This is a genomic window from Citrobacter sp. Ce119 (genome assembly GCF_030334525.1).
Classification (GTDB): domain Bacteria; phylum Pseudomonadota; class Gammaproteobacteria; order Enterobacterales; family Enterobacteriaceae; genus Citrobacter; species Citrobacter europaeus.
Window position 1 is genome coordinate 577,410 of record NZ_JAOWDR010000047.1, and the last position, 12,667, is coordinate 590,076.

At 49.4% G+C, this 12,667-nt stretch carries 11 protein-coding genes; 3 read left to right on the forward strand and 8 right to left on the reverse strand.

The annotated features are described in order from the left end of the window. Positions 1–66 precede the first annotated feature (66 nt). From sppA to pncA, 3 genes are read left to right on the forward strand one after another with little or no spacing between them, the layout of a single operon-like run. Positions 67–1,923 (forward strand): signal peptide peptidase SppA, encoded by a 1,857-nt coding sequence (sppA, locus tag OGV80_RS11495; RefSeq protein ID WP_286514930.1) that lies wholly within the window; start codon positions 67–69, stop codon positions 1,921–1,923. Positions 1,924–1,978: 55 nt separating this feature from the next. Continuing rightward, entirely contained in the window at positions 1,979–2,995 is a 1,017-nt protein-coding gene (ansA, locus tag OGV80_RS11500) for an asparaginase (RefSeq protein WP_043016631.1), read from the forward strand. 13 nt (positions 2,996–3,008) lie between these two features. Beyond that, complete coding sequence (pncA, locus tag OGV80_RS11505) at positions 3,009–3,647, forward strand: bifunctional nicotinamidase/pyrazinamidase (RefSeq protein WP_100194473.1); 639 nt, start codon at positions 3,009–3,011, stop codon at positions 3,645–3,647. Between the two features lie 37 nt (positions 3,648–3,684). Here pncA and OGV80_RS11510 read toward each other — a convergent pair whose 3' ends face one another. The 8 genes from OGV80_RS11510 to OGV80_RS11545 form a co-directional block, all read right to left on the reverse strand. After that, complete coding sequence (locus tag OGV80_RS11510; RefSeq protein WP_075146044.1) at positions 3,685–5,043, reverse strand: MFS transporter; 1,359 nt, start codon at positions 5,041–5,043, stop codon at positions 3,685–3,687. A gap of 140 nt (positions 5,044–5,183) precedes the next feature. Further along, positions 5,184–5,942, reverse strand: coding sequence for a DeoR/GlpR family DNA-binding transcription regulator (locus tag OGV80_RS11515; RefSeq protein ID WP_043016634.1), 759 nt, complete (start codon positions 5,940–5,942; stop codon positions 5,184–5,186). 136 nt (positions 5,943–6,078) lie between these two features. Next, positions 6,079–7,062: an NADH-dependent methylglyoxal reductase gene (ydjG, locus tag OGV80_RS11520; RefSeq protein WP_075146043.1), complete on the reverse strand. Its 984-nt coding sequence runs from the start codon at positions 7,060–7,062 to the stop codon at positions 6,079–6,081. Positions 7,063–7,071: 9 nt separating this feature from the next. Next, on the reverse strand, positions 7,072–8,019 hold the full coding sequence (locus tag OGV80_RS11525; protein ID WP_043016636.1) for a sugar kinase: 948 nt from the start codon (positions 8,017–8,019) through the stop codon (positions 7,072–7,074). A 4-nt stretch (positions 8,020–8,023) separates the two neighbouring features. Next, positions 8,024–8,860, reverse strand: coding sequence for a ketose-bisphosphate aldolase (locus OGV80_RS11530; protein ID WP_043016637.1), 837 nt, complete (start codon positions 8,858–8,860; stop codon positions 8,024–8,026). Between the two features lie 24 nt (positions 8,861–8,884). After that, positions 8,885–9,928, reverse strand: coding sequence for an NAD(P)-dependent alcohol dehydrogenase (locus OGV80_RS11535; protein WP_087053170.1), 1,044 nt, complete (start codon positions 9,926–9,928; stop codon positions 8,885–8,887). A 17-nt stretch (positions 9,929–9,945) separates the two neighbouring features. Continuing rightward, on the reverse strand, positions 9,946–11,325 hold the full coding sequence (locus tag OGV80_RS11540) for an MFS transporter (protein WP_087053169.1): 1,380 nt from the start codon (positions 11,323–11,325) through the stop codon (positions 9,946–9,948). A 26-nt stretch (positions 11,326–11,351) separates the two neighbouring features. After that, complete coding sequence (locus OGV80_RS11545; RefSeq protein ID WP_043016640.1) at positions 11,352–12,428, reverse strand: zinc-binding dehydrogenase; 1,077 nt, start codon at positions 12,426–12,428, stop codon at positions 11,352–11,354. Positions 12,429–12,667 lie beyond the last annotated feature (239 nt).

Here is a 12,667-nt window from a genome sequence, read left to right on the forward strand (position 1 = left end):
AGCCTCATCTTATCGCCTTTCTCCGGGATTTCGGGATGGCGTGTTGTTAATCGGTAGGGAGAATACATGCGAACCCTGTGGCGATTTATTGCCGGATTTTTTAAATGGACATGGCGATTACTCAATTTCGTCCGTGAATTTGTGCTTAACCTGTTCTTCATCTTTTTGGTGCTGGTTGGCGTGGGCATCTGGATGCAGGTCAGCAGCAGCAATACCAGCGAACACGCTGAGCGAGGCGCGCTGCTGCTGGATATTTCGGGGGTGATTGTTGATAAACCCTCAAGCACCAGTCGTTTAAGCGTGATTGGCCGTCAGCTGTTTGGTGCCAGTTCCGATCGTCTGCAGGAAAACTCCCTGTTCGATATCGTGAATACCATTCGTCAGGCAAAAGATGATCGCAACATCACCGGCATCGTGATGGATCTGAAAAATTTTGCCGGGGCTGACCAGCCCTCCATGCAGTATATCGGCAAAGCGCTGCGGGAATTCCGTGACAGCGGGAAACCGGTCTTTGCCGTGGGCGATAACTTCAGCCAGGGACAGTATTACCTCGCCAGTTTTGCCAACAAAATTTACCTCTCTCCTCAGGGTTCCGTTGATCTGCACGGCTTTGCCACCAACGGTCTGTACTACAAGTCTCTGCTCGACAAACTGAAAGTCTCCACGCACGTGTTCCGTGTCGGAACCTATAAGTCTGCCGTAGAGCCGTTTATCCGCGATGATATGTCTCCTGCCGCGCGTGAAGCGGACAGCCGCTGGATCGGCGAGCTGTGGCAGAACTATCTCGACACGGTCGCCGCCAACCGCCAGATCCCTGCTCAGCAGGTGTTCCCTGGCGCGCAGGCGATGCTGGACGGATTAACGAAAGTCGATGGTGATACCGCGAAATACGCGCTCGACAACAAACTGGTGGATGCGCTCGCTTCCAGCGCTGAAGTCGAAAAAATGCTGACCAAACAGTTTGGCTGGAGCAAAGCGGATAAAAACTATCGCGCCGTCAGCTATTACGATTATTCGATGAAAACGCCAGCGGATACCGGAGACAGCATTGGCGTTATCTTCGCGAATGGCGCGATTATGGACGGTGAAGAAACCCCGGGAAATGTGGGTGGCGACACCACTGCCGCACAGATCCGCGAAGCGCGTCTCGACCCGAAAGTTAAAGCGATTGTGCTGCGTGTGAACAGCCCTGGCGGCAGCGTCAGCGCCTCTGAAGTCATTCGTGCTGAACTGGCTGCGGCAAAAGCGGCGGGTAAACCGGTTGTCGTTTCCATGGGCGGCATGGCGGCTTCTGGTGGATACTGGATCTCCACGCCAGCCAGCTACATTGTGGCAAACCCCAGCACCTTGACCGGGTCAATCGGGATCTTTGGTGTGATCAACACCGTCGAAAACAGTCTGGATTCTATTGGCGTACATACCGACGGCGTGGCGACATCCCCGCTGGCGGATATCTCCATCACCAAAGCGTTACCGTCTGAAGTCCAGCAAATGATGCAACTGAGCATTGAGAACGGCTATAAGCGCTTTATCACGCTGGTTGCGGATGCGCGTAAGACAACGCCTGAGCAGATTGACAAAATCGCGCAGGGCCACGTCTGGACCGGTCAGGATGCGAAAGCCAACGGACTGGTAGATAGCCTCGGTGATTTTGACGACGCCGTCGCGAAAGCGGCTGAGCTTGCCAAACTGAAACAGTGGCATATTGAGTATTATCAGGACGAACCAACATTCGTCGATATGGTGATGGACAGCATGTCAGGCTCCGTTCGCGCCATGCTGCCCGAAGCCATTCAGGCCATGCTCCCGCCACCGCTTGCTTCTGCGGCGAGCGCGGTAAAAGCGGAAAGCGATAAGCTGGCCGCGTTTAACGATCCGCAAAACCGATATGCGTTTTGCCTGACCTGCGCCAACGTTCGCTAACTATTGACCCCTCTTCAGGATGAAGAGGGGTTTTCTTTGAGACAGAAGATAAGTCATGCAAAAGAAATCGATTTACGTTGCCTATACCGGCGGTACCATTGGTATGCAGCGCTCCGAACAGGGTTATATTCCTGTTTCCGGTCATCTCCAGCGTCAGCTGGCGTTGATGCCTGAATTCCACCGCCCAGAGATGCCAGACTTCACCATCCACGAATATGTCCCGCTGATGGATTCCTCCGACATGACGCCTGAAGACTGGCAGCATATTGCGGAAGACATTAAAGCGCACTACGACGATTACGACGGTTTTGTCATCCTGCACGGTACTGACACCATGGCGTTTACGGCTTCAGCGCTCTCTTTCATGCTGGAGAATTTGGGTAAACCGGTAATTGTGACAGGGTCACAAATCCCGCTGGCAGAGCTACGTTCAGACGGGCAAATCAATCTGCTGAATGCGCTGTACGTGGCGGCAAATTACCCGATCAATGAAGTGACCCTGTTTTTCAACAACCGACTGTTTCGCGGCAACCGTACCACTAAAGCGCACGCCGATGGTTTTGACGCCTTTGCCTCCCCTAACCTTGCACCGCTGCTGGAAGCCGGGATCCATATCCGTCGACTGGGTACACCACCAGCCCCACACGGCACAGGCGAACTGATTGTTCATCCTATTACTCCACAACCAATTGGCGTGGTCACCATTTATCCCGGCATCTCTGCTGATGTGGTGCGCAACTTCCTGCGCCAACCGGTAAAAGCGTTAATATTGCGCTCCTACGGCGTGGGCAATGCCCCACAAAACAAAGAATTTCTGAAAGAGCTTGAAGATGCGAGTTCGCGTGGCATTGTGGTGGTGAATCTGACCCAGTGTATGTCCGGCAAGGTAAATATGGGTGGCTATGCGACGGGGAATGCCCTGGCGCATGCTGGCGTGATTGGCGGCGCGGATATGACCGTCGAGGCTACGCTCACCAAATTGCACTATCTACTGAGCCAAGGACTGGACACGCAGACCATTCGTGAAGCAATGACGCAAAATCTGCGCGGCGAGCTTACCCCGGACGAATAAGGAGTCTATGCCCATGGCCCGAGCCTTACTGTTGGTCGATTTACAAAATGACTTTTGTGCCGGCGGCGCTCTCGCCGTTCCGCAAGGCGACAGCACAATCGATATTGCCAACCGTCTGATTGACTGGTGCGCCGTACGCGGCGACACCGTCGTTGCCAGTCTGGACTGGCACCCGGCGAATCACGGTAGCTTTGCCAGTCAGCATCAGGTCGAACCCTACAGTCAGGGGCAACTCGATGGCCTGGCGCAGACGTTCTGGCCCGATCATTGCGTGCAAAACAGCGAAGGGGCAGCTTTGCATCCGCTGTTGAACCAACGTGCGATTTCTCAAACCTTCACCAAGGGAGAGAATCTACTGGTCGACAGTTACAGTGCTTTTTTTGATAACGGCCGTCGTCAGGCAACCGCGCTGAACGCTTGGCTGCTCGAACACCGCATTGCCGAGCTTATTATCATGGGGCTGGCTACCGACTATTGCGTTAAGTTCACCGTACTGGATGCGCTCGATCTTGGTTACACCGTCAGCGTGATTACCGACGGCTGTCGTGGCGTCAATATTCACCCCCAGGACAGTGCAGAGGCTTTTATGGAAATGGCGGCGGCGGGCGCAACGCTGTATACGCTTGATGACTGGCTGGAAACCCAGCCGTAAGCGATGCCGACAGGGTCACTCCTGTCGGCGCATTTTCTCAGGCCAGCGCTGAAATCTCTTCCAGCGATACTTTGCGTGTTTCGATGCCAAAACAAAAAAGAATCAGCGCGCATAGCACCAACATTACGCCTAGCACGATAAAGACCGTAATCGACCCGTAACGGGTCAACAAAATAGCAACGCCATAAGGCGTAAACACCGCGACAATCCTTCCGACTGCATTCACAAAACCCGACCCCCGCAATCTAAGATGCGTGGGCCACAGTTCAGGGACATACACCGCAGAAGCAAAGCAAACATACATATACAGAAAAAAGATCATCACCAGCCCATAGCTCAGAATGGCCCACTCTTCGGTTTGAATCGAATAGAAATACCCGAGCAGCGCGATAATAATCAACAAGGATGAACCAAATAACCGCCGTGGAAAACGATCGATAATTAGCGCAGCAATAAATATTCCAACTGGCGCGCCAATCATAATAATCGCGGTCATAAAGATGGATTTCGTTACATCGATTCCTGAATTAACAAATATCGTCGGGATCCATACCGTAATGGTATAGAGCGAAATATTCATCGCGATAAGCACAGTGATCGCCACCAACGTACAGCGCAACATCGGCCCCTTGAACAGGAGCCAAAATGACCCACTTTCCGTGCTTAAGTCCGCCGTCAGGCAACCATTCTGGCAGGAGGATAAAGTGATGTTTTTTTCTTTCTCAATTTGCGATTCCACCTGTAAAAGATGTTTTTCAGCTTCACTTCTTTGACCTTTACCAGCCAGCCAACGCGGGGATTCAATATAGTATTTTCCCGACAGATACCAGGCCAACAGCATTGCCATACCACCAAGCAAAAACATCACCCGCCAGCTTATAAAGGCAATAATCACGACGCCAATTGCCGCCGATAGCATTGGCGCCCAGTTGCCGACAAACGACAGGCGGGCAGACCATTTTCCGCGCACCTCAGGCGGAATAAATTCCGTAAATGAGGCATAGCCCACCATAATTAGCGCCCCCATTCCAACCCCCATCAGACAGCGGAAAAAGATAAGCCAATACATGTTGGGCACAAACGTTGCCGCACAGGCTGAGGCCCCGACGATTAGCAAATTGATACGGAACGCTTTGCGTCGTCCGAAGTAATCACCAATAAAGCCACCGCCGAGTGAACCGATAAAGTAGCCGAACATCAACGCTGAGGTAAACGCGGCATTGAGATAATTATTTGACCAGCCGGTACTGACTAATTTTGCCAATACCACATTCCCGGAGTAGCTGAGAAAACCGGTTATTAATAAACTAAAACTAATAATGCCGAAAATACGAAAATGAAATCGAGATAAAGGTAAGCGATCTAATCTTGCGCCGATAGGGTCACATTTTTCCATCTGGATGCCTCAAACTCAGCTAAATAGAAAGTATGGCGATCGCGGCAGAAACAATTTTGCCGCGCCATCCATCATCATTAGATTCTTATGGCATTTTCCAGGTGCAAACTAAAATAATATCGACGCAACTCACGCTACAATTAATAAACGAGTTGAATATTATTCTCTTGGCAAAATGCAATCCACTCTGCACCCGGTGCCTTATTGGTTATAAGATAATTAATATGGCTAAAGTCAACGAGCTGGACGAAAGCTTTGCGATCAAATTTTGAGTGATCAACCAACAGCGCCACTTCAGTCGCCTGACGGATCATGGTTTTTTTGATTTCCGCTTCCGCTTCGTTAGAATCAAGCGCCCCGCTCTGCATATCCAGCCCTTTGCAGCTCATCACCATAATATCAACATGATAGCGGCTGATAATCTCCTTGGTGATCCTTCCCTGCAGCGACAGTGTATTCTTGTTCAATTCACCGCCGGTAGAAACCACGTTAATTTCTGACTGCGCCAATTCATGAAAAGCTTCAGCCGAGTTGGTAAGCAGTGTCAAATCGTTTCTTTCCTTCAACAGCTTTAATAATTCCATCGCAGTACTGCTGGAGTCGGCAGCCATCGTGGTCTTATTTTTAATAAACGGCAATGCATTACGGGCAATGATCTGCTTCTCTTCAAAGAAAGATTTTGCTCGCTTATAAAAATGAATATTATCGGACAACGCGGTGGTATTGAGCACTGCACCGCCATATGTTCGAGTCAAAAAACCTTCATCTTCCAGTTTTTCAAGATCGCGGCGAATCGTTTCCTCAGTTACCTGAAAGATTGAACTTAAATTCGATACCGCCACTTTCTTATCGTTAGCCACCATTTGCTTAATGGCCTGAATCCTGTCTTTTGCCGCCACGATGACACCTCTGTTTCCTGCAAAGTAATAATAAGACCCTAGTATCTCACAGGCTATGTTTATTTTCAAAAGAACATGTCTGAATCACAGATTTTAATGCTATTTTACACAGAAACAGAGGTCAGTCCCATCAGGCTTATTTGCTATCCAACGCTTCTGCCATTTGTCTCATCAATAATGAATCATCATCTGACAGAGGAATAGTTAACGCCTCAACATTCTCACGAACCTGCTCAGGCGCAGTTGCGCCGCTCAGTAAGGTGATTAAATCACTTTGCTTTAATATCCACGCCAGAGCCAGCGCGGGGATTGTACAATGGTATTTCTCGCACAGCGGCCGCCATTGCTCAAGCATGTCAATCACCCTCAGCATATTGTCCCGTTGGAACCAGACTTTGTTGGCCCGCGCACCGCCAGGGACATAATCCCGATCAATAGTCCCGGTCAGGAGTCCCTGCTCGAGCGGTGAATAAACCTGCACAACAATGCCATTCTGCTGGCATAACGGCAGCAGTTCAGTTTCCAGTGCGCGATCAAGAATGCTGTATTTGGCCTGGATGATATCCAGCTCACCATGTTTGAGATACTCTTTGATATGCCCGGCATCCACGTTTGCGGCACCTATAGATCGAATTTTGCCTTCTTTCTTCAGGGCGTTCAGCGTATCAACAGTTTCCGCTATCGGCGTAAAACAGGGTTCGACCGACTGCCAATGGGTCATATAGATATCAATGCTGTCGATACCCAATCTTTGCAGGCTGGCATCAACCTCTTCGCGAATAGATTCAGGCGTGAGGTTTTTATACAGCTGGCGATCGCCCACTTTGTTAAACAGGCTACCTGTTCGCTCCCAGACGATGCCGCATTTGGTTTCAACCACTACCTCACTGCGCGGCAGCTTTTTCAGCGCCTGCCCGACAATCACTTCACTGTTGCCAAAGTTGTAGCCTGGCGCGGTATCTATCAAATTGATACCGCAGCGATGCGCCTCAACAATGGTATCGATACAAATCTGCAGATCGAGATCGCCATTCCATGCGGGGCCGCCGCCAATAGCCCATGTGCCTAATCCCATGCGGGAAAGCATAATATCCGTACTGCCTAAAGGAATCATTTTCATCTGCCGCTATTACCCTTCGTATTCGTCAAGAAGTTGTTCAACCAACTTTCTGTTCTTCACGCCCGTCGTGGCGCCCACGCTCAGTACCGATATCGCTGCCGTTGCGTTAGCAAACAGCGCGCACTCGCGCAGCGGCTTGCCTTCAAGCAGTGCAGAGATAAATCCCGAGGCAAAATTATCTCCCGCACCGATGGTGTCGATAGCGGTAATTCCCGAAACTGCCGGGACCTCCATTTTCAGATCGGCACGTTTGATAAAGCAGCCTCTTTTGCCGGTCTTAATCACCACTGTTTTCACGCCACAGTCCAGGAAACTGTCGGCAATATCATCCAGCGTCTCTTTCCCGGTGAGCAGTTTTGCCTCCTCGAAATTGGGAAACAGATAATCGACGTAGCTTAACGCCTGGCGAATATCTTCCAGTGTTTCATTAAGCCGCGGCTTGATCATATCGGCACAAATAATTAACTGATGCGCTTTCGCCTGAGTGAAAATTGCCGTCAGCGCATCGCCATCCAATAATGGGCTATTAAAAATACTTGCCAGCGACAGCAGTTTTGCCTGAGAGAAACGGTCAAAATCTACATCGTTTATATTCAACTGCCACAGGCTGCCGTTGCGGTTAGTCACAAAAGTACGCTCACCATCAGCAGTGACTAAGCCCACATTGATAGAGGTATCAACATCGGCATCCTGTTTCAGACTCTGAATATCGATACTCTCCCGACGACAATGTTCGATAATAAAATGACCTGCCGCATCATCCCCCACCCGACTAATTAACGCTGTACGATGGCCAAGGCGAGAAATAATGGTCGCCTCATTAATAGCGTCGCCGCCCGTGGTCATGGCTATTCTTTCTAAAGGATAAGAGTCTACATCAAAGATATTTTTGCTCACTGGCTGCAAAGGAATATCAACAATTGCCGCCCCTATACAAATAACCTCGATATTATCCATATTGTCATTCCGCTTTACCGTCAGAGCCAAACAATTTAATTTTTTCTAATGCTCGCTCTTTTACTGCTTTACGAACTTCACGTTCAACGTGGAGAAACGGCTGATTCTGATTCGCTTGTACAGCCGCCATGGCGGCCTGGCATAGTTCAGTATGAATGTTGATTTTAGAGATGCCTAATGAAATGGCTTTTTTGATATCCGCATCGCTGATACCTGACGCACCGTGTAGCACCAGCGGAACAGAAACCGCCCGGCGTACGCGCTCAACAACCTCGAAATTAAGTTTCGGTTCAGAGGTATAAACCCCGTGCTGGTTGCCAATCGCCACCGCCAGAGAATCACAGCCGGTACGCTCGACAAATTCCGCCGCCTGGCTTGGGTCGGTATAGTGATAGCCCGCCAACGCCTCTTCATAAACCGTTTCATTCCCCACATGGCCCAGTTCAGCTTCGACCGGCACACCCAGCGGATGGAAAAAATCCACAGCCTCTTTCGTCAGACGAATATTCTCTTCAAAATCAAAGGCAGAGGCATCACGCATTAGCGAATTCATACCATGGGTCCAGGCGTTATGGATAATTTCCATGCTGCGTCCGTGATCCCAGTGCGTAATAACCGGAACCGAGGCTTTTTTCGCCATTGAAACCATCATGTGCGAGAAATCTTCAAATGAGGTATTACCTACAAAACCAGTGCCGAAGGAAATAATCACCGGCGATTTAGATTCTTCCGCCGCATCCATCACACCCATTAGCATTTCTGCATTCCACACGTTAAAGTGGGCAATTGCATAATGTTTATTTTGGGCATCATTTTCCCAATATTTAATATCTGCCAACATGGTTATTTCTCCCTTTTGAATAAATTAATGATTTACTTTAATAACGCCTTTGATAATTTCACGCTTGTTATTAACGGATTCATCAAACGCGCGCTGAACATCTGCATAATCGTAAATATGCGTCACCATCGACTTCACATCGAAACGACCAGAGGAGATGGCTTCAATCGTTACCGGGTAGCGGTTGGCATAACGAAAAACCGTCTGAATCGACACTTCACGGTTAATTTTGAGGAAATTAATCGCTGAATCACCAGGTACTGTACCCACGATCATAATTTTCCCGCCGCGCATCACCAGATAGGGAGTCTGTTTAACGGTGATGGCTGAGCCGGCGGTTTCGAAAACAATGTCCGCCCCCATGTCGCCAGAGAATTGTTGGCAACAGGCGATGGTGTCCTCTTTTGCACCGTTGATAACGGTCGACGCCCCAAGTTGCTCGGCCATCACCAGGCGTTTTTCCAGCACATCAACCACCGCAATGTCGGTTGCGCCCAAACATTTACAAGCTTGCAGGGTCATTAAACCAATACAGCCAGCCCCCAGAATGATGATTTTCTTGCCCGGCTTAACGTCCGCCAGCATTGCAGCATGCATACCGACCGCCGCAGGCTCCACCAGCGCGCCTTCCAGCGTGTCCATGTTATCGGGCAGCTTGTAAGTGAAGCTCTCCGGATGACACAGATAGTGGGTTAGCGCGCCGCGATAATTGGGCTGAGTGGCCATGAAATCGACGTCCGGACAGATGTTGTATTTCCCTTCAAGACAGTAGCGACAGTGACCACACGGCACGCCCGGCTCAATGTTCACCCGGTCTCCGGATTTAAATTTTGTCACTCGGTTTCCTACCGCCACCACCGTACCAGCGCATTCATGCCCCAGACCAATTTCCTGATTGGGATCTTTCGGCGGAATAAAAGGACCCGATTCAAAACCATGAACATCTGATCCACAAATTCCAACGTATTCCACTTTAATCAGCACTTCATGCTCTTTTGGCACCGGAATTTCGGCGTCGATAATTTTCATCGTTCCCGGTGTTTTTAAGATTGCTTTTGAATTTTTCATCTTATTTCCCATCAATATTATTTGCTGGTAATTGCATCAATACCGAGACTTTCGACAGAGACGCCTTTTGTTTCGATTCCGATAGTGGCAATAGCAACCGCGACAATAATTGAGACAGCGCCAAGTAGTACAAATACTCCCGTCACACCGTAGCTGCTAAGCAATACCGCGACAGCATAAGGTGCCGCGATACCGCTGATACGCCCTACCGCGTTGGCAAGCCCAGACCCGCGAAGTTTCGCCTCGGTCGGCCATATTTCCGGAACATAAACCGCTGAGGCATAACAGACGTACATATAAACAAATGTAATCAGGAAGAAACCAATTAATGTTATTAACAGCATGCTGGTTTGCAGTGAATAGATATAACCCAACACAGCGATTAACACTAATAAGCCAACCCCCATGCTTTTTCTCGGAATTTTATCCATTACCAACATGGCGATAAAAATCCCAAACGGCGCGCCAAACATACTCATGGTATTTAAAACAATGGAGTCTTTCAGATTAATACCTTGAGTCATAAATATTGTCGGTAGCCAGTTAATTAAGGTGTACTGCACGACGTTCATGGCAATCAGAACAAAGGAACCCAAAATAACCCGTTTAAGTAACACCCCTGTTAATAAGGCGGAATACGGAACAGAACGCGGTTGTTTGCCATCATCATCTATTACGACTGGTGGCAGCGGCTTGCCGGTCTGGCGAATAACGCCCTCCTCAATTATCCGCATTACCTGTTCGGCTTCCTGGTAGCGTCCGCGAGATTCCAGCCAGCGAGGCGACTCCGGGAAACTGCGCCATGCAATAACAGTTGCTATAAGCGACAGCACAGCTGGAATCAACAACTGGACACGCCAGTTCCATTCCGCGCTGATAAGTGGTGTCAGCCCCATAGCAATCAGCGAACAAAGTGGATAAGACCAGTTACCGATAAACGATACCCGACTGGACCAGGTACCACGATTTCGGCCTGGCATATATTCGGTAAACCCGGCAAATAAGGTCACCAGCAATGCACCTAATCCAACTCCCATTACAAAACGACAGGCGATCAGGAAGGTCATGTTGGGTGAAAACGCACCAACTATCATAGAAATAATATGAATCGCTTCATACAAGATAAATGCGTTTTTACGCCCGGTTTTGTCACCGATAATTCCCCCCCCGAGCGCGCCGAGAAACATTCCTGCCGTCGTAATGGCAGAAAACGTGGCGGTGGTGGAATTATCGGTCCAGCCGAGTTCTTTTAACTGCGCGAGAATTAATCCGCCAACGGCATTACTCCAACAAACCAGTAATCCGAAGGCAACCATTGCAAACATCGACATGTGCCAGCGGCAGTCAGGCAGCCTGTCTAACCTCGCGCCGCAGTGCGGTTTTGCTATCTGTTCCATCCGGGAACCTTCCTTTAATAAATGGGTTATTCATCAAAGTCATAGGTCATGATGACCTTAATCGCGGTTTTATCGACCATGGCGTCAAAACCTTCGCGCCATTGCGACAGACCAATACGGTGAGTGATCATCGGTTTGACTTTGATCGCGCCGCTGGCCAGCAGACGGATGGCATTGCGCCAGGAGGTGGAATCGTAAGCCATATGGCCAATGATGCTTTTATTCCACGCAGTGATGTCGTTAATGGAAAATTCGAGAGGCTTGAAGCCCATGCCCACGCGGACGACTTCACCGTTGGGACGCAGCATTTCAATTGATTGTTTAAGGGCAATGTTGGCACCGGAACATTCGATAACCAGTCCCAGATTGTCTTTCCCGCAGATTTCCTGACAACGTGCAACCACATCTTCGGTCGAACCGTTGACGACCGCTGTCGCCCCCATTTCTTTGGCAATGGGGAAACGCACCGCGACATCGTCTTCCAGACCGACCATCACGATATTAACAGCCCCCATAATGCGCGCCATTTGTACGGAAAAGAGTCCTAACGGGCCGGTACCGAAAACCACAACGTCCTGGCCCGGAAGAAATTTGGATTGCTGAGCGATAGATTTGTAGGCATTGCAGATAGGATCCAGCACAGCCGCTTCTTCATAATCGACCCCAGCAGGGATTTCCCACAGCGCGTGACGGTGAATCTTGAGGATTTCCCCAGGGACCAGACAATATTTCGAGAACCCACCGCCCCAGGTATTGTTATCCAGACCTAAATTCACCTTTTCTGTACAACAAAGAAAATCGCCTTGTTCGCATGCAGGACATACGCCGCAAACGTGCCCGCTGTTATCTGACACCACTCGCTGCCCTACCTTCCAGTCCTTAACCTTGTCGCCAACCTGTACAATTTGCCCAGCGAATTCATGACCACGAATCGAATTAAAAAGGTCGGATCCACTGTCGACATTGTAGTGTTTCATGTCCGCGCCACAGATAGCAGCCGCCTTGATTTCAATCACAACGTCATCCGGACCGCATACTGGCTCCGGAACATCAATCATCTTGTAGCCACCAAAGGCCTTGCCAAATCTTGCCAGTGCTTTCATTGAATTTTCCTTTGTGTTCGTTTTGCATCAGTGGTCATCATACTTATCCATATAATTTTTGAGGTCAACATTAAATCTTTAAAACACAGATACAGATCTGCATTTCACAACTCAGATCACAAATCAGTGCAAAGATGAACTGAAACTCAATGGAACACGGCAGCCGCTTCGCTAAAAATGGCGTGAACCTCTTCGCATTTTTTCTGTTATGAAACTGTTAACCTACGAGTGCTGTTTTT